At 58.8% G+C, this 16784-nt stretch carries 15 protein-coding genes; 7 read left to right on the forward strand and 8 right to left on the reverse strand.

What is annotated here, in order from left to right; genetic code table 11:
• Positions 1–17: 17 nt before the first annotated feature.
• Positions 18–791 carry a ribonuclease T2 family protein gene (locus ACQZ6D_RS00660; RefSeq protein ID WP_065704772.1) on the reverse strand — a complete coding sequence of 258 codons (774 nt, stop codon included), beginning with the start codon at positions 789–791 and terminating at the stop codon, positions 18–20.
• A gap of 199 nt (positions 792–990) precedes the next feature.
• On the opposite strand from ACQZ6D_RS00660, the gene ACQZ6D_RS00665 reads away from it, so the two are divergent.
• Complete coding sequence (locus ACQZ6D_RS00665; RefSeq protein ID WP_448729571.1) at positions 991–1932, forward strand: lysylphosphatidylglycerol synthase domain-containing protein; 942 nt, start codon at positions 991–993, stop codon at positions 1930–1932.
• Positions 1933–1936: 4 nt separating this feature from the next.
• Here the strand turns inward: ACQZ6D_RS00665 and ACQZ6D_RS00670 are convergent, their stop codons facing one another.
• A complete protein-coding gene (locus tag ACQZ6D_RS00670) occupies positions 1937–2800 on the reverse strand; it encodes a 23S rRNA (adenine(2030)-N(6))-methyltransferase RlmJ (RefSeq protein WP_003512446.1) in 864 nt (287 codons plus the stop codon).
• Between the two features lie 29 nt (positions 2801–2829).
• Between ACQZ6D_RS00670 and ACQZ6D_RS00675 the strand changes: the two genes are divergently transcribed.
• Positions 2830–5049, forward strand: coding sequence for a molybdopterin-containing oxidoreductase family protein (locus ACQZ6D_RS00675; protein ID WP_448729572.1), 2220 nt, complete (start codon positions 2830–2832; stop codon positions 5047–5049).
• 66 nt (positions 5050–5115) lie between these two features.
• The gene (locus ACQZ6D_RS00680) at positions 5116–5742 is read left to right on the forward strand and encodes an NUDIX domain-containing protein (RefSeq protein ID WP_025593009.1); all 627 of its coding nucleotides are present in this window, start codon (positions 5116–5118) and stop codon (positions 5740–5742) included.
• A 412-nt stretch (positions 5743–6154) separates the two neighbouring features.
• Here the strand turns inward: ACQZ6D_RS00680 and ACQZ6D_RS00685 are convergent, their stop codons facing one another.
• The 3 genes from ACQZ6D_RS00685 to purM form a co-directional block, all read right to left on the reverse strand.
• Positions 6155–7090 (reverse strand): omptin family outer membrane protease, encoded by a 936-nt coding sequence (locus tag ACQZ6D_RS00685; protein ID WP_448729573.1) that lies wholly within the window; start codon positions 7088–7090, stop codon positions 6155–6157.
• Between the two features lie 133 nt (positions 7091–7223).
• Positions 7224–7898 carry a phosphoribosylglycinamide formyltransferase gene (gene purN, locus ACQZ6D_RS00690; RefSeq protein WP_113157609.1) on the reverse strand — a complete coding sequence of 225 codons (675 nt, stop codon included), beginning with the start codon at positions 7896–7898 and terminating at the stop codon, positions 7224–7226.
• Positions 7895–8968, reverse strand: a complete 1074-nt coding sequence (purM, locus tag ACQZ6D_RS00695; protein WP_113157610.1) for a phosphoribosylformylglycinamidine cyclo-ligase — start codon at positions 8966–8968, stop codon at positions 7895–7897. The genes purN and purM overlap by 4 nt, the downstream gene beginning before the upstream one ends.
• Before the next feature lie 296 nt (positions 8969–9264).
• On the opposite strand from purM, the gene ACQZ6D_RS00700 reads away from it, so the two are divergent.
• The 4 genes from ACQZ6D_RS00700 to ppx all read left to right on the forward strand — a co-directional run bounded on the left by ACQZ6D_RS00700 (position 9265) and on the right by ppx (position 14952).
• Positions 9265–10404, forward strand: a complete 1140-nt coding sequence (locus ACQZ6D_RS00700) for an AI-2E family transporter (RefSeq protein ID WP_013635868.1) — start codon at positions 9265–9267, stop codon at positions 10402–10404.
• Positions 10405–10406: 2 nt separating this feature from the next.
• Positions 10407–11135 (forward strand): DnaA regulatory inactivator HdaA, encoded by a 729-nt coding sequence (gene hdaA, locus ACQZ6D_RS00705; RefSeq protein WP_141193673.1) that lies wholly within the window; start codon positions 10407–10409, stop codon positions 11133–11135.
• A 98-nt stretch (positions 11136–11233) separates the two neighbouring features.
• The gene (locus ACQZ6D_RS00710; protein WP_075807550.1) at positions 11234–13432 is read left to right on the forward strand and encodes an RNA degradosome polyphosphate kinase; all 2199 of its coding nucleotides are present in this window, start codon (positions 11234–11236) and stop codon (positions 13430–13432) included.
• Complete coding sequence (ppx, locus tag ACQZ6D_RS00715) at positions 13429–14952, forward strand: exopolyphosphatase (RefSeq protein ID WP_003512464.1); 1524 nt, start codon at positions 13429–13431, stop codon at positions 14950–14952. Before ACQZ6D_RS00710 ends, ppx begins: the two co-directional genes overlap by 4 nt.
• Positions 14953–14999: 47 nt before the next feature.
• Here ppx and ACQZ6D_RS00720 read toward each other — a convergent pair whose 3' ends face one another.
• From ACQZ6D_RS00720 to ACQZ6D_RS00730, 3 genes are all read right to left on the reverse strand, one after another.
• Positions 15000–15632 (reverse strand): DapH/DapD/GlmU-related protein, encoded by a 633-nt coding sequence (locus ACQZ6D_RS00720; protein ID WP_025593022.1) that lies wholly within the window; start codon positions 15630–15632, stop codon positions 15000–15002.
• Positions 15633–15819: 187 nt separating this feature from the next.
• Complete coding sequence (locus ACQZ6D_RS00725) at positions 15820–16134, reverse strand: hypothetical protein (RefSeq protein ID WP_080798841.1); 315 nt, start codon at positions 16132–16134, stop codon at positions 15820–15822.
• 176 nt (positions 16135–16310) lie between these two features.
• Positions 16311–16658 (reverse strand): YunG family protein, encoded by a 348-nt coding sequence (locus ACQZ6D_RS00730; RefSeq protein WP_003512467.1) that lies wholly within the window; start codon positions 16656–16658, stop codon positions 16311–16313.
• Between the last annotated feature and the right edge of the window lie 126 nt (positions 16659–16784).

The raw sequence follows: 16784 nt of genomic DNA on the forward strand, positions 1-16784 counted from the left end.
ATGTTGATGTGTGGGTATTAGCGAATGGGGACGATTTCGGTAGCGCTGACGCGGCAGCCCTTGCGGTCAAGCTCAGGGCAATCGCGGAATGTCATGTCCTTGTTGAGGCAGATACGGACTTCCTCAAGGCGTTTTCCGTCGCAGCTGATCGAGACGCCGCGTTTCGACATGCCGGGGTTGGCGTCGGTGAAGGCGGTTTCGATGGCGTCGGCGGAAAGAGAGGCGCCTTTAGCGCCCGAGGCAATCGTCTCCGGCAGCTTGACCGCCTCGAAGGCGGTTCGTGTTGCCGAAAAATAATCTTTCTGCGAAAGGCCGGAGCAGGCGCCGTGCTTGCGCCACTGGTGGCCGATCAAGCCCATGGAGGGCATGATGTCGAACATCGTGCGGCCGATTGCGTCGGGCACACGGTCCGGCTCGCTGCTCGTGCAGAATTCGGGGTATCCGGTTTCGTTTTGCGGCCAGAGCCCGTGCACGACGAAACCGTACCGCCTGTTGCTGCCGCATTGCTGGCGATTGCCGGAACCTTCGGAGCTGGCGCAGAACGCCGGCGACCAGGAGAGCGAAAGCACATAAAAATCGAAGCCTGTTCCGGCGGGCACAGGGTTTTTGCCCGTGTCTCGTCGGGCAATTTCCGGCTGGGATGTTTCGGGCCTGGAAGTGCCGGCGGGCTGCGTTTGGGATTGGGTCTGCCGGTTGGTTGCAGAACCGGTCGGGGCCGGATTTTCCCGCGAAAACCAAAGGGCCGCAAGCGACAGAAGACCGAGGGCGATGAAACCGGCATAACGCTTCATTTCGTGCACGTTCTCCGGAAAATGGACGACCTCGTATCGCCCGCAGACGACAAAGCGGTCTTACATAAATTTGTGAACGAGGCAAACGGGCAAAAAGGTTGAAAGCTTCGCCGCATAACGAATAGAGTCGAACGAATCTTCTGCGGAGTGCGGAAATCGGGTTGGGGTGAAGCTGGGGGAAATAGGCGGGCATGACCGCATGACATTGAAGAAATACATCTGGCCCGTCATTGGTCTGGCAACGATCGGTTTTTCGGCCTGGCTGCTCTATCACGAGCTGCGCGGTCTTTCACTCGATGATCTATGGGAAAGCCTCACGGCCATTCGCGCGCGGGACTGGGTGTGCTCCGGCCTGTCGACGCTTGTCGCCTATGCCGCCCTTGCCGGTTACGACCGCATCGCTCTCCAGCATCTCGGCCGGAAGGTAAACTGGTTCTTCATCACGCTCACCTCCTTCACCACCTACGCGCTTTCCCACAATGTCGGAGCATCCGTGTTTTCCGGTGCCGTCGTCCGATACCGGGCCTATACTTCCAAGGGGTTGAGCGCTGCCGAAGTCGGCATTCTCGTCGGCCTTTGTTCCTTCACCTTCATCATCGGAACGATGATGCTCATCGGACTGGTGCTGGTCTATGAACCGGACATTACCGAGCGCTTTACCGGCATCCTGCCCGTGGAAGCGTCAACGACAACCGGCGTCCTGCTGCTCGCCATCGTCGCACTTTATGTGCTCGGCAGTCTTTTGAAGCTGCGGCCGCTGAAAATCGGTTCGTTTTTTCTGCCATATCCCGTGCCGAAACTGGTGGCGCAACAGCTGGTCATCGGTCCGATCGAACTGATCGGAGCTGCAGGCATCATCTATTTCGCGCTGCCGGAAGCCGGAAATCCCGGTTTCATGGTCATTCTCGGGATTTTCCTGATTTCCTTTTCCGCGGCGCTCATCTCGCACGCGCCGGGCGGGCTTGGCGTGCTGGAGCTGGTGTTCGTCACCGGCCTGCCTGATATGAACCCGGCTGACGTGATTGCGGCGCTGCTGGTGTTCCGGCTGTTCTACCTCATCATCCCGTTCGTCATGGCGCTGTTCGTGATCCTGTTCTTTGAGCGATCGCAGCTTGCACAGGCGCGGAAGGGGTTAGGGTAAGCTCTCAATCCTCTTCCGGCTTTTCCTCGCCGCGCAGCCAGAAGGCGCGGTGCGAGGCGTATCTGTCCTGCGCCATCACCGTCTTCAGGAATGGCAGCAGCGTGTGCAGCTCATCCTTCAGCGTGTAGGGCGGGTTGACGACGATGAGGCCTGAGCCGCTCAAGCCTTCCAGCCGGTCGCTTTTCACGGAAAGTTCCGCGCACAGCATCTTCGGAATATCGAAGGATTGCAGCCGCTCGTGGAAATCCTTGATCGGTGCGCCTTTTTTGAGCGGATACCACAGGCAATAGGTGCCGGTGGAGAAACGCCGATATGCCTTGTTCAACCCATCCGCCAGCCGCTGATATTCATTTTCAAGCTCGAAAGGCGGATCGACGAGGATGAGGCCGCGTTTTTCCTTCGGCGGCAGATGCGCGCCAAGCGACAGCCAGCCATCGAGCTCCGTCACCCGAACTTGATAATCTCCCTCGAACAGACGCGCCAGCGCGCGTGCGTCGTCCGGGTGCAGTTCCATGGCCGAAAGCCTGTCCTGCGGGCGGAACAGCATGCGCGCGAGCTTTGGCGAGCCGGGGTAGAACTGCATGCCGCCTTCGGGGTTGAGTTCCCTGACGGTGGAAAGATAGGGTTCCAGCAATTCGGCGACAGGGGCCGGCAGATCGGCGTCCATCAGCTTGCCGATGCCGGTCTGCCACTCGCCTGTCTTCTGCGCCTCTTCCGATGACAGGTCGTAGAGGCCGATGCCGGCATGAGTATCCAGCACCCGAAACGCCTTGTCCTTGTTCTGCAGGTAACGGACGAGACGGGCGAGAACGGCGTGTTTGAGAACATCCGCGAAATTGCCGGCGTGGTAGATGTGGCGATAGTTCATGGGATGTGTCTCGCTTCCCGATGGGGATGATGAATATTCTTGATGGACGTCACTTCGGCCTTTTTGCCGCGTCGCTGATGCAATATAGAAAAGACATGAACCTTGCGACCCCGATTTCCGCTAAAAACGCCACCCCGAAAGCCGAAAGTGCCATGCGCATCGGCCACACAGTCTGTCCGCACGACTGTCCGAGCGCCTGCGCGCTGGAAGTGGACATCACTGCCGATGGCCGCATCGGCCGCGTTCGCGGCGCCAATGCCAATACATACACTGCCGGCGTCATCTGCGCCAAGGTGGCGCGTTACTCCGAGCGTATCTATCATCCCGGCCGTCTTTTGACCCCGAAGCGCCGCAAGGGTGCGAAGGGTGCCGGCGACTGGCAGGAGATATCCTGGGAAGCGGCATTGGACGAGGTTGCCGACGCCTTCGTCAAAGCCGAGGCAAAGCACGGCGCCGAGGCCGTCTGGCCTTATTTCTATGCCGGAACCATGGGACAGGTTCAGCGCGATTCCATCGAGCGCCTGCGTCACGCCAAGAAATATTCCGGCTTTTTCGGATCGATCTGCACCAACATGGCCTGGACGGGTTATGTGATGGGTACAGGCGCGCTGCGCGGGCCCGATCCGCGCGAAATCGGCAAGGCCGATGTCGTTGTCATCTGGGGTACGAATGCTGTCGCCACGCAGGTCAACGTCATGACCCATGCGGTAAAAGCCCGCAAGGAACGTGGCGCGAAGATCGTCGTCGTCGATATCTATGACAATCCGACCATGAAACAGGCCGATATGCGCATCGTCCTGCGTCCCGGCACCGATGCGGCGCTCGCCTGCGCCATCATGCACATTGCCTTCCGCGATGGTTATGCCGACCGCGATTACATGGCGCGCTTCGCTGACGATCCGGCGGGACTTGAAAAGCATCTGAAATCGAAGACGCCGCAATGGGCGTCCGAAATCACCGGTCTTTCCGTGGAGGAAATCGAGGATTTCGCAAGGCTCGTGGGCACGACGAAAAAGACGTTCTTCCGGCTCGGTTATGGTTTCGCCCGCCAGCGCAACGGCGCGGTCGCCATGCATGCCGCCCTTTCGATCGCCACCGTTCTTGGCTCGTGGAAATATGAAGGCGGCGGCGCCTTCCACAATAACGGCGATATCTTCCGGCTCAACAAGGCGGAACTGATGGGCACAGCCTATGCCGACCCCAACGTGCGCCAGCTCGACCAGTCGCAGATCGGTCGCGTGCTGACGGGGGATGCGGAAGCGCTGCGACATGGTGGCCCGGTGACGGCGCTGCTCATCCAGAACACCAACCCCGTCAATGTCGCACCCGAGCAGCGGTTGGTGAAACAGGGTTTCCTGCGCGACGATCTTTTTGTTGCCGTGCATGAGCAATTCATGACGGAGACGGCCGAGTTGGCCGATATCGTGCTGCCGGCCACCATGTTCCTTGAACATGACGACATCTACCGCGCCGGTGGCCAGAACCACATTCTGCTTGGCCCCAAGCTGGTGGAGCCGCCGGAAACCGTGCGCACCAATCTCTTCGTCATCGAAGAACTGGCGAAACGTCTTGGTATCGACCACATGCCGGGCTTCGGTCTTTCAGCCCGCGACCATGTCGATCATATGCTGAAAGTCAGCGGCTGGGGCGATTTCGATACGTTGGCGGAAGAAAAATGGATCGATGCGCAGCCCGCTTTCGAGGTGGCGCATTATCTCGAGGGCTTTGGTTATGGTGACGGAAAATTCCGTTTCAGCCCCGAATGGGCGACAGGGCCGTCTCCAAACAAACCGCCGAAAAACATCGGCGTGATGGGGCCGGTTGCGCAATTTCCGAAATTCCCGGATCAGGTAGATGTCATCGAAACCGCCGACGGAGAGCATCCTTTCCGACTGGCGACATCGCCAGCGCGCAACTTCCTCAACTCCACCTTCGCGGAAACGAAAACCTCCGTGCAGAAGGAAGGCCGTCCGGAAGTGATGATCTGTTCCGAGGACGCCACCCGCAACGGTATAGCCGATGGCGACATCGTGCGTATCGGCAATGGCCGCGGCGAAGTGCGTCTTCACGCGAAAATCGTGGAGGGTGCGAGGCCCGGCGTTCTGGTTGCCGAAGGGTTGTGGCCCAACAAGGCGCATCTGGACGGCGAGGGTATCAATGTTCTGACGGGCGCCGATGCCGTCGCCCCCTATGGCGGCGCGGCTTTCCACGACAATAAGGTGTGGCTCCACCGCGACGACGAAGCCTGAAAGGCTTGATATTGCACCGCAACAGGGCCAAGCTGAACACTTCCGCGACAGGCAAGGGAATATCCGGTGACACAGACGCAAGCGAAAAACGTTCCGGCCGACACTGATTCCGGCAGGGTCCGGCTGGTGGAAAAGGAAACGGTGTGGAAGGGCTTCGTGCATATGCAGAAGCTCATTTTCGATCAGCGCATGCCGGATGGCAAGACAATCCGCATCATCAGGGAAGTCCACGATCACGGCAGCGCCGCCGCCATCCTTCTATACGATGCCAAACGCGACAGCGTGGTGATGGTGCGCCAGTTCCGCCCTGCCGTCTTCGTGAACGGCGATCCAAGCTTCATGATCGAAGTGCCAGCGGGGCTCCTCGATGACGACAATGCGGCCGACGCCATTCGCCGCGAGGCCATGGAAGAATCTGGCTACGCGGTGGAAAAGGTCGAATACCTGTTCGACATGTATGCCAGCCCGGGAACGCTCACCGAAAAAGTCAGCCTCTTCGTCGCCCGCATCGATCTCGACGTGCAGGCCGGCAGCGGTGGCGGTCTGGAAACCGAAGGCGAGGATCTGGAGGTTCTGACCTACGGCCTCGACGAAGCCTTCGCGATGATCGCGTCCGGCGAAATCACCGATTCCAAGACGATTATTCTGTTGCAGTGGGCCATGTTGAATCGAGCGGCTCTACGCAAACCTTAAGCGAACGCAACGTTTTCCAACTTTGCCGCAGCCGCAAGCTTCCTATCATGTGTTGCTAAAGGCACATTGTGCGAAATCGCAAGCGAGAGGTAGGCAGCATCATAGGCGGGAAGCGCATGTTTCGTGCCAGGCGGATGATGGAGACGTGATCGGCGATTGTGCCGTCCTCGTAAGGCAGGAACCAAGCCGCGACTACCGAGGCGTCCATGACAAAGGCCATTACTTGCGGCCTTCTTCTTTCCACGCCTTGACCTCATCCGGAGTTGTCTTTTTTCGTTGCGACCGTTCTGTCCGCGTCGCAGAGATGAGGTGTCGACGAGATTGAGGATCGATCGCTTTTACGAGGCATGCCACAGCTTCGTTCTGCGTGCGATAATAACATCTTCCCCCGCCTCAACCGGAAGCCTTCAACTCAGAATCTGCCCTTTACGCCGGCCCCAACGAAAAGCGACTGCATATCGCCGCCCGCCGAATCTTTATAAAACAGGCCGGTAGTTCCGCCAGTCGGTGTGAGGGTTTTGTCACCGCGACCGAAGCTCGTATATTCGTATGCGCCATCCAGGTAGAGGGAGGCATTCTCAGTCAGGGCATAGGCGATGCCCGCTTTTGCTCCGAACATGCCGCCAACATGGAATTTGTCGGTGAAGCGGATCGAACGCATCCAGTGATCGTCCGTAGCTTTCGCATAGATCATTGCGCCGCCTTCGAGGCCGGCATTCAGCGACCAGTTCCCTAATTTGCGCCCACCGGTCACATTGCCGTAAAATACGGGGATTTGCTGCCGGTAGGTGATGGCTTTTTCGCTATTGTTGAACTCACCGACATTATTGCGAAATCCTCTCCAACTGTAGATGTAGTCACCGCCATAGGCGGACCACTGCACGTCGGTATAGCGAAAGCCGATACCGGCACTGAGGTGCTGCAGCGGGTCTTCCAGCAGTGTTCTGTTGATTTCGATGCTTCCGGTCAGGTAGTGGTCGAGGCGGGTGTCGCTGTGCTGTGAGCGGTCGCTCCATCCAGTTTTCGATGTATCCCTGTAATAAGGAGGCAGCCAATCGTAGTCGGTCATGTAGCCATCGCCAGCAAAGCCGATTCGACCTTCCGTTTTTATGCGCCACTCGGGTGACAGCTCAAGTCCAAGCGATCCGCGTAACGCCATGGCATTTGTTGTTTTCCAGTCAAGTTGACTGTTTTTGTGGCTTCCGTTGTAAAAGGTCTCGGTGGCCTTGATGTTTAGAACACCGGCATCGAGCGAAGCGGTGATGCCGCTTTGCTCGGCGGCGAGCGGCAGGCTCGTGCCCAACAGTAAAACGGCCGAAAGCGGCAGGGAAAACCTCGAAAATAGCATAATCGCTCCTGAATGACCGGAGGGCTCCAAAATGCGGGGCCGTTGCGGGCATTAGAGGTGATTATGGTAAACGTTCGGTTTATTTTATAGGAAATACCACTTTAAGTATCTTTGTACTTTAGTGAAATATTTATCAGTTAACAGAAATCAGGCTGGGATACTCGGATTTACTTGCGTCGCCGCTGGAAATGGCTTTTCCACCTTCCATCCGCACCTTGCCTTCCGCAAGCTGCTTCAGGGCAAGTGGATAAAGCTGGTGTTCGACGGTGAGTATCCGCGCCGCCAGCGTCTCGGCCGTGTCGTCGGAAAGAACCGGCACCGCGCCCTGCGCGATCGTCGGGCCTTCGTCCATGCCTTCGGTTACAAAATGTACGGTGCAGCCGGAAATCTTCATGCCGCTGTCGATGGCGCGCTGGTGGGTGTGCAGGCCGGGGAAAAGCGGCAGCAGGGAAGGGTGGATATTGATGATGCGGCCTTCGTAGGGGGCGATGAAATCCCCGGAGATCAGCCGCATGTAACCGGCAAGACAGATGATATCAGGCGCAATCTCGCCAAGTGCGGCCAGAATGGCGCCCTCATGCTCGGCTTTGCTGGCATAGGTCTTGCGCTCGAAAACGAGCGTGGGAATACCGAACGCCCGCGCCTTTTCCAGCCCGCCTGCCGACGCCTTGTCCGAAATTACACAGGCGATCTCGGCCGGAAAATCCGTCTCCTGACAGGCCTTGGCAAGCGACACCATGTTGGAGCCGCTGCCGGAAATGAAAACGACGACACGTGCGCGGCCAGATCGAGAGGCGGCGCTCATCATAGGCTGAGGGCGCCCTTGTAGATCGTGCCTTGCGCACCCTCTTCGCGGGCGACCATGCGGCCGAGCGGGAACACGGTCTCGCCTTCCGCCGTCAGAGCATCGGTGACCTTGGCGGCATTTTCAGCCGAAACGACCACGATCATGCCGACACCGCAGTTAAACGTGCGCAGCATTTCTTTGGCTTCAACGCCACCGGTTTTTGCAAGCCACGAGAACACAGCCGGAACCTCGATCGCGTCGAGATCGATCTCGGCGGCGAGATGCTTGGGCAGAACGCGCGGAATATTTTCCGGGAAGCCGCCGCCGGTAATATGCGCCAGCGCCTTCAGCGCGCCGGTCTCGCGAATTGCCTTCAAAAGCGGCTTTACATAGATGCGCGTCGGCGTCAGCAGCGCTTCGCCAAGCTTCTTGCCATCTGCGAAGGGTGCCGGGGCGTCCCAGTCAAGGCCGGAGATCGAAACGATCTTGCGCACCAGCGAAAAACCGTTGGAATGAACGCCGGAGGACGAAAGTCCGAGAATGACGTCGCCTTCGGAAATATCGCCGGCGGGCAGAAGCTGGCCACGTTCGGCAGCACCCACGGCAAAGCCCGCGAGATCGTAGTCGCCATCGGAATACATGCCGGGCATTTCAGCGGTTTCACCACCGATCAGCGCACAGCCGGATTCGCGGCAGCCGGCAGCAATGCCGGACACGATGGCAGCGCCCTGATCCGGGTCGAGCTTGCCGGTCGCGAAATAGTCGAGGAAGAACAGTGGTTCTGCGCCCTGCACGACGAGATCGTTGACGCACATGGCTACGAGGTCGATGCCGACGGTGTCATGGAAATTCGCGTCGATGGCGATCTTCAACTTGGTGCCGACGCCGTCATTGGCGGCCACCAGAACCGGATCGTTAAAGCCTGCGGCCTTCAGATCGAACAGGCCGCCGAAGCCGCCGATTTCGCCATCCGCGCCGGGACGCCGCGTCGAGCGCACCGCCGGTTTGATCTTTTCGACCATCAGGTTGCCGGCGTCGATATCCACACCTGCGTCACTATAGGTAAGACCGTTCTTGCCCGACTGGCTCATCGCTCTCGTCTCCGCTGGTTCCTTTGGCGTCGCCATTCGCACGGGACGGGGCCTGATGCAAGGGTTTGAGTGGCAAAAGCTCCGGTTTTTAACGGCTTTGCGACGGTTTGACGTTTTGTGTGCCTCGGGCCTCTCGACAGCGATATGCGCAGCGCATACTTGAAAACCCGTCGTCGTTGCACAGACCTGGTAACCGCCGTGTCTATCGCTACCGGGCCACCGGCCTTGACCATGTGCATATGCGCATCCTATCTCCATCATGGGCAATGACGGCACGGCGACAAGAGGATGAACGGATGCAACCCCATGTGAGCGGTACGAGCCTGCGCCGGCAGGTTTTTTTCTGGATTGGCGTGCTTGCCGTCTTTATCTTTTTCCTGATGGTCTTCAGCTCCATCCTCCTGCCTTTCGTGGCGGGCATGGCACTTGCCTATTTTCTCGATCCGGTTGCCGACTGGCTGGAGCGCCGAGGCCTGAGCCGGTTGATGGCCACCGTCGTTATCCTCGTCACCTTCGTGCTGATTTTCGCGCTGTCGCTCATTATCATCATTCCGCTGATTGCCGCCCAGGCATCCGAATTCATCACGCGCATCCCGCAATATATCTCGTCCCTGCAGCAGTTGATCGCCGGTGCGGACGCCAATCTGCTGCCTGACTGGGTGAGCAACCAGATCAATGCAGTGAAGGAGAATTTTTCCAAGCTGCTGACCGAAGGCGCGGGCTTCATCGGCACCCTGCTGACGCAGATCTGGAATTCCGGTAAATCGCTGGTCGATGTCATGTCGCTGCTGGTCGTCACACCCGTCGTCGCCTTCTACCTGCTGCTCGACTGGGACCGGATGATCGACAAGGTCGATAGCTGGATACCGCGCGACTACGTGCATACGGTCCGCCAGATCGCCCGCGACATGGACAGGACGATTGCCGGCTTCGTGCGCGGGCAGGGGTCGCTCTGCCTCATCCTCGGCGTTTATTACGCTGTCGGCCTGTCGTTGGTGGGCCTGAATTTCGGCCTGCTGATCGGCCTTTTCTCCGGCCTTATCAGCTTCATTCCCTATATTGGTTCGATGGTCGGCCTCATCCTTGCCGTCGGCGTCGCCATCGTGCAGTTCTGGCCTGATTATATCTATGTATTTCTGACACTTGCCGTGTTCTTTTCCGGCCAGTTCATCGAAGGCAACATCCTGCAGCCGAAGCTCGTCGGCAGCAGCGTCGGCCTGCATCCGGTGTGGCTGATGTTCGCATTGTTCGCCTTCGGTGCGCTTTTCGGTTTCGTCGGCCTTCTGGTCGCCGTGCCGGCGGCGGCAGCCGTTGGCGTGCTTGTCCGCTTTGCATTGTCGCGATATCTTGAAAGCGATCTTTACCATGGACACGCCGCCAACCTTCCCTGGGAAGAACAGGAAACGTCCTCCGGCAAGGTTGACTCTCAGGGCTAACGATGACTGACCAAATCAAAAACGACAACGCCCGGTCGAAGGCCGAGCAGCTGCCGCTCGCATTCTCACACCAGTCCGCTTCTGGAAGGGACGATCTTCTCGTGTCCGACTCGCTCAAGGCTGCCGTCAGCCTTGTGGACGAATGGCCGAACTGGCCTTCGCCCGTAGTGGTGCTGGCCGGGCCTCCGGGTTCGGGAAAATCGCATCTCGCCAATATCTGGAAAAATATCAGCAGCGCGCAGGATATCCACCCGCAAGCCGGTGTTGGCGCTGCGCGTATTGCCGAAACCGGACCGGTTCTGTTTGAGGATGCCGATCGCCGCGGTTTTGACGACACCGAACTTTTCCATGTCATCAACAGCGTGCGCCAGCACGGCACCACGCTTTTGATGACCAGCCGGCAATGGCCGGCCGCATGGCCGGTGACCTTGCCGGACCTGCGCTCACGCCTGAAAGCCGTGACTGTGGTGGAGACAGGCGAGCCCGACGAGGGTCTTCTGGCACAGGTTCTGGTGAAACTCTTCGCCGACCGGCAGCTTTATATGGATGACAAACTCATAGGCTACATCGTCAACAGAATGGAGCGTTCACTCGATACGGCGCAGACGATTGTGGACCGTATCGACAGGCTGGCGCTTTCGCGTGGAACAAGGATAACCCGTCCCTTGGCGGCGGAAGTCCTTAACGCGATGGGCGAAGGGACAAGGGGCAGCGGGCTGGAGGTCGATTGACTGTCACAGTTCCGTCGTCAAACTGTTATACGGGCAAGAGGGACGATCGCGGGATGCAGCAGGATCACGGGACGGAAAGTCAGGGGATGGTACAGGACATGGACGCTATTGTGCAGGACGACTTCAACAAGGTTCAGCCGATGACCGAGGGCGAGAACCTCTGGGACAGCCCCGCGCGCTTCATCAACCGCGAATTCTCCTGGCTCCAGTTCAATCGGCGTGTTCTGGAAGAAACGCTGAACACGGATCATCCGCTGTTGGAGCGGCTGCGTTTCCTGTCCATCTCCGCCGCCAACCTCGATGAATTCTTCATGGTCCGCGTCGCCGGCCTCGAAGGCCAGGTGCGCCAGAAGATTACGGTCAAGACACCTGACGGCAAGACACCGGCCGAGCAGCTGGAAGACATTTTGAAGGAAATCGACAACCTGCAGATGGAGCAGCAGGCTTCGCTTGCCGTTCTGCAGCAATATCTCGCCAAGGAAGAAATCTTCATCGTGCGGCCTGCCGCACTTTCCGAAGCGGATCGTACCTGGCTGGGCACCGAGTTCGAGGAACGTATTTTCCCGGTGCTGACGCCGCTGTCCATCGACCCTGCGCACCCGTTCCCCTTCATTCCGAACCTCGGTTTCTCGATGGGCCTGCAGCTCGACAGCGTCAACGGCCGCGAGCCGATGACAGCGCTGTTGCGTCTCCCGACGGCGCTCGACCGCTTCGTTCGTTTGCCGGATGAGAAAAACGCCATCCGCTACATCACGCTTGAAGATGTGGTCGGCCTGTTCATTCACCGTCTTTATCCGGGCTATACCGTCCGGGGATTCGGCACGTTCCGCATCATCCGTGACAGCGATATCGAGGTGGAGGAAGAGGCGGAAGATCTGGTCCGCTTCTTCGAAAGCGCGCTGAAGCGCCGCCGCCGCGGTTCGGTTATCCGCATTGAGACCGACAGCGAAATGCCGCAGTCGCTCCGCCAGTTCGTGGTGCACGAGCTTGGCGTGCCTGATAATCGCGTTGCCGTTCTACCCGGCTTGCTCGCCCTCAACACCATCTCGGAAATCGTGCGCGCACCGCGCGACGATCTGAAGTTCGAGCCTTACAACGCCCGTTTCCCCGAGCGCGTGCGTGAACATGCCGGCGATTGCCTTGCCGCCATCCGCGAAAAAGACATGGTGGTTCACCACCCCTATGAAAGCTTCGACGTGGTTGTGCAGTTCCTGTTGCAGGCTGCGCGCGACCCCGAAGTGCTCGCCATCAAGCAGACGCTTTACCGCACCTCCAACGACAGCCCGATCGTTCGCGCGCTGATCGACGCGGCGGAAGCCGGCAAATCCGTGACCGCGCTGGTCGAATTGAAGGCGCGTTTCGACGAAGAGGCGAACATCCGCTGGGCGCGCGATCTGGAGCGGGCCGGCGTGCAGGTGGTGTTCGGCTTCATCGAACTCAAGACGCATGCCAAGATGTCGATGGTGGTGCGCCGCGAGGACGGCAAGCTCAGAACCTATTGCCACCTCGGCACCGGCAACTACCACCCGATCACGGCCAAGATCTATACCGACCTGTCCTTCTTCACCTGCAACCCGAAGATCGCCCATGACATGGCGAATATCTTCAACTTCATCACGGGTTACGGCGAACCGGAAGAGGGCATGAAGCTCGCCATTTCGCCCTATACGCTGCGTGCGCGCATCGTGAAGCACATCAACGAAGAGATCGAGCACGCCAAGCGCGGTGCGCCGGCGGCGATCTGGATGAAGATGAACTCGCTGGTCGATCCCGAGATTATCGATACGCTTTACCGCGCCAGCGCGGCTGGCGTGGAGATCGATCTCGTCGTGCGCGGCATTTGCTGCCTGCGCCCACAGGTTGCGGGTCTGTCGGACAATATCCGCGTCAAGTCGATTGTCGGCCGCTTCCTCGAGCACAGCCGAATCTTCTGCTTCGGCAATGGTTTCGGCCTGCCGTCCGACAAGGCGCTGGTCTATATCGGCTCCGCCGACATGATGCCGCGCAACCTTGATCGCCGGGTTGAAACGCTGGTGCCGCTCACCAACCCTACCGTGCACGAGCAGGTTCTTTCACAGATTATGCTGGGCAATCTCATTGACAACCAGCAGAGCTACGAGATACTTGCGGACGGAACGTCGAGGCGCATCGAGGTGCGTAAAGGCGAAGAACCGTTCAACGCGCAGCACTATTTCATGACCAATCCCAGCCTTTCCGGACGTGGTGAAGCCCTGAAATCAAGTGCGCCCAAATTGATTGCCGGGTTGATTTCTTCCCGCAAGAAACAGGCTGAATGACTCGATCAGAAGCACAGGGGCGGCTGACCGGCCTTGCCCCCGTTTCCGTCATAGATATTGGTTCGAACTCCGTTCGTCTCGTCGTATATGAAGGTCTTTCCCGCGCGCCCGCCGTGCTGTTCAACGAAAAGGTCCTTTGCGGTCTCGGCAAGGGACTGGCCCTCACGGGCCGGATGCATGAGGAAGGCGTTAGCCGGGCTTTGATGGCACTGCGTCGCTTCCATGCGCTTTCCGAACAGGCGCAGGCGCAGCAACTCTACGTACTGGCGACAGCGGCAGCGCGTGAAGCGGAAAACGGCCCGGATTTCATCCGTGAAGCCGAAGCCATACTTGGTTGCGAGATCGAGGTCCTGTCCGGCGAAAAGGAAGCGCTTTATTCCGCCTATGGCGTGATCAGCGGTTTCCACGACCCGGATGGCATTGCAGGCGACCTGGGCGGCGGTTCGCTGGAACTCATCGACATCAAGGGCAAGAACTGCGGCGAGGGCATCACCCTGCCGCTCGGCGGCCTTCGGTTGTCGGAACAATCGGATGGCTCGCTGGAGAAGGCGACGACAATTGCCCGCAAGCACGTCAAATCTTTCGCAAAGCTGCTGGCGGCCGGCGAGGGGCGTACCTTTTATGCCGTGGGCGGCACGTGGCGAAACATTGCAAAGCTGCACATGGAGATCACGGGTTATCCGCTGCACATGATGCAGGGATATGAATTGCCGCTGGCGGAAATGCTGAATTTTCTGGAAGAAGTCATCGTCTCCAGGGACAGCAAGGACCCGGCCTGGCAGGCGGTCTCCAAGAACCGCCGTTCGCTTCTGCCGTTCGGCGCCATCGCCATGCGTGAAGTTCTAAAGGCGATGAAGCCGGCAACGATCGCCTTCTCGGCGCAGGGCGTGCGCGAAGGTTATCTTTATTCGCTGCTGACGGAAGCGGAGCGGGATACCGACCCGCTGCTGGTCACGGCCGACGAGCTTGCCATTCTGCGTGCCCGTTCGCCCGAACATGCGCGCGAACTGGCCGACTGGAGCGGCCGCACCTTTCCGGTCTTCGGCATCGAGGAGACGGAAGAGGAAAGCCGTTACCGGCAGGCGGCCTGCCTTCTGGCCGATATCAGCTGGCGTGCACATCCGGACTATCGCGGTCTGCAGGCGCTCAACATCATCGCCCACTCCTCCTTCGTGGCGATCACCCATCCGGGCCGCGCCTATATTGCGCTTGCCAATTATTACCGCTTCGAAGGGTTGAACGACAACGGTACCACACAGCCGCTTGCCGCCATGGCGGGTGACCGCCTGCTGGAACTCGGCAAGTTGCTGGGCGGCCTGCTGCGCGTCGTTTACCTCTTCTCAGCCTCCATGCCCGGTGTCGTCGATCACCTGAAATTCCGCAAATCCACCAATCCGGATCTGGATCTGGAATTCGTCGTACCACACGCCTATTGCGATTTTGCCGGCGAGCGTCTGGACGGACGCCTGCAGCAACTGGCGAAGCTGACGGGCAAGCGGTTGGCGTTTGTGTTCGAGTAACGGGCAGACGCCGGCCATTTGGCACCGCAGGCAGTTGTGGGGCTATACTAGGACCAGCGCTGACAAAAGGCGTCGATATCGCTTGATTGAAAGTCGGCTAGCCGCGCCATGATCGTCTCGAAGGGCCAGTCCCACCAGGCGATTTTGGCAAGCTTCCCCGCCACGGTTTGCGAAAACCGCTCGCGAATGATTTTCGCGGGAACACCGCCGACGATGGTGTAGGGCGGCACGTCCTTGGTGACGACCGCGCCTGCTGCGAGCACGGCGCCGTCTCCAACCTTCACGCCCGGCAACACGATGACCCCATGACCGATCCAGACATCGTGACCGATGACGGCGCGATCCTCCTTGCGGCGATCGAAAAAAGCGTGGTCGCGCACCGCCTCTGTAGCGTAATATTCCGGGCAGTAGCTGAAACGGTGCATGGACGGTCGGTCCATTGGATGGTTCGGTGCGCCAATCCTGACGTCCGCGGCAATAGCGCAGAATTTCCCGATTGTCGCATCACCGACAATACAACGGGGTCCGAGGTAGGAGTAATTCCCGAGTTCGACGTTGTGCAGAGAGGTATCGGCCAAAATTTCGCAGCAGCTACCTATGTTCGAGTCCCTTATGCTTGCCGTCGAATGGATAACTGTCTCTGCGAGCTTGGGGCGATTGAGTTGTGCGGTTGAGTGCATGCCTGTCTCCGGATTTCGGCCTGCGTAACCGGGGACTATGAACGGCGTATGACGTGAAATTGCGAAGGCAAGCCGATTAGGCCAGATATCCTTTTGAAATGCAGATCGTGTACGCGCTTTGCGTGAAACGAAATCAGGCTTCACACAGCGCCGTCAGCCGCCGGAACCATCCGCGGTCGCAGCTTTTTTACTTCCAGTAATGATCGGATATGTTTTGGGCATTCTGAATGATGTGACGCGCGACTTCGGGATCTCCGCCCTCGAATGTTTCCAGGTCGGCTCCGCATAGCAGCAGGAAAAGCTGCTGGTGTGCGACAGCGGCAAAATAGTCACGAGGCGGTGGCTGTATTTCAGACCCGATTGACTGGAGTTCGTCAGCAGCCTGTTTGCTTGCACGCTCAAGCGCTGCGAAAATAGTGGACACCATCGCCGATTCTGTCCGTTGCAATATATCCTGAACCTGCCGTTCGGCGGGCGTCAGGACCGGGCAGCTCTCACTCATCGCACAACTCTCCTCTCGGCACGCCTCGTTTACCTGCGGTACTATGCCATGGATTGTGTCTGCTTTGGGAGGAGAAGCTGAAGTTGTGGATTTGAAACCGCAAACGAAAAACACGACAGACCGAAATCGGTTTGTCGCCGAGACAAACCGGTCGCCTCGCTACAAGCCGTTATTATTCAACCGTGCCCCAGCGCCTTCCTGATACAGGCGCTGAGATAGGCATATTGCAGGGGCGTGGCCCTTGCCATCGCCTCCGTGCGGGTGGCGGGCCTGTCCTCGTAACCGACCGGAATATCGAACTGGGTGAAGGTGAAATCCCAGCGGGTGCCGTTGACGATATTGTAGAAATGGTCGGCGCCGCTAACGACGGTTTTGGCGAGGTCGCCACCGAAAATATCCTGCACCACAAGAGCTGTAACGCCGCCTTGCCCCCTGGCTGGGTTTTCTCTCGACCACAGGCTGCTGGTTTCGAGCGACCAGCTTTTCCTCAGGGCGTAATACAGTCGTTCGGCATTGTCCTGCATGACGGGTCTTTCCTGTTTCGGAACCGGGTTCCGGGTCAGGTTGGGTCGGTACAGTAACGGAGCGCCTCGCTTCCTTTTTCAGGCCGCAGGAACGCTCCGTTCAGTTGAGATTGCGCCGATGCGCTG

The sequence above is a fragment of the Agrobacterium sp. 22-3639C2 genome, from assembly GCF_053522105.1.

Coding starts and splice junctions, on each gene's coding strand:
- ACQZ6D_RS00660 (WP_065704772.1), bottom strand. CDS start 791: ATGAAGCGTTATGCCGGTTTCATCGCCCTCGGTCTTCTGTCGCTTGCG.
- ACQZ6D_RS00665 (WP_448729571.1), top strand. CDS start 991: ATGACATTGAAGAAATACATCTGGCCCGTCATTGGTCTGGCAACGATC.
- ACQZ6D_RS00670 (WP_003512446.1), bottom strand. CDS start 2,800: ATGAACTATCGCCACATCTACCACGCCGGCAATTTCGCGGATGTTCTC.
- ACQZ6D_RS00675 (WP_448729572.1), top strand. CDS start 2,830: ATGAATATTCTTGATGGACGTCACTTCGGCCTTTTTGCCGCGTCGCTG.
- ACQZ6D_RS00685 (WP_448729573.1), bottom strand. CDS start 7,090: ATGCTATTTTCGAGGTTTTCCCTGCCGCTTTCGGCCGTTTTACTGTTG.
- purN (WP_113157609.1), bottom strand. CDS start 7,898: ATGATGAGCGCCGCCTCTCGATCTGGCCGCGCACGTGTCGTCGTTTTC.
- purM (WP_113157610.1), bottom strand. CDS start 8,968: ATGAGCCAGTCGGGCAAGAACGGTCTTACCTATAGTGACGCAGGTGTG.
- ACQZ6D_RS00700 (WP_013635868.1), top strand. CDS start 9,265: ATGCAACCCCATGTGAGCGGTACGAGCCTGCGCCGGCAGGTTTTTTTC.
- hdaA (WP_141193673.1), top strand. CDS start 10,407: ATGACTGACCAAATCAAAAACGACAACGCCCGGTCGAAGGCCGAGCAG.
- ACQZ6D_RS00710 (WP_075807550.1), top strand. CDS start 11,234: ATGGACGCTATTGTGCAGGACGACTTCAACAAGGTTCAGCCGATGACC.
- ppx (WP_003512464.1), top strand. CDS start 13,429: ATGACTCGATCAGAAGCACAGGGGCGGCTGACCGGCCTTGCCCCCGTT.
- ACQZ6D_RS00720 (WP_025593022.1), bottom strand. CDS start 15,632: ATGCACTCAACCGCACAACTCAATCGCCCCAAGCTCGCAGAGACAGTT.
- ACQZ6D_RS00725 (WP_080798841.1), bottom strand. CDS start 16,134: ATGAGTGAGAGCTGCCCGGTCCTGACGCCCGCCGAACGGCAGGTTCAG.
- ACQZ6D_RS00730 (WP_003512467.1), bottom strand. CDS start 16,658: ATGCAGGACAATGCCGAACGACTGTATTACGCCCTGAGGAAAAGCTGG.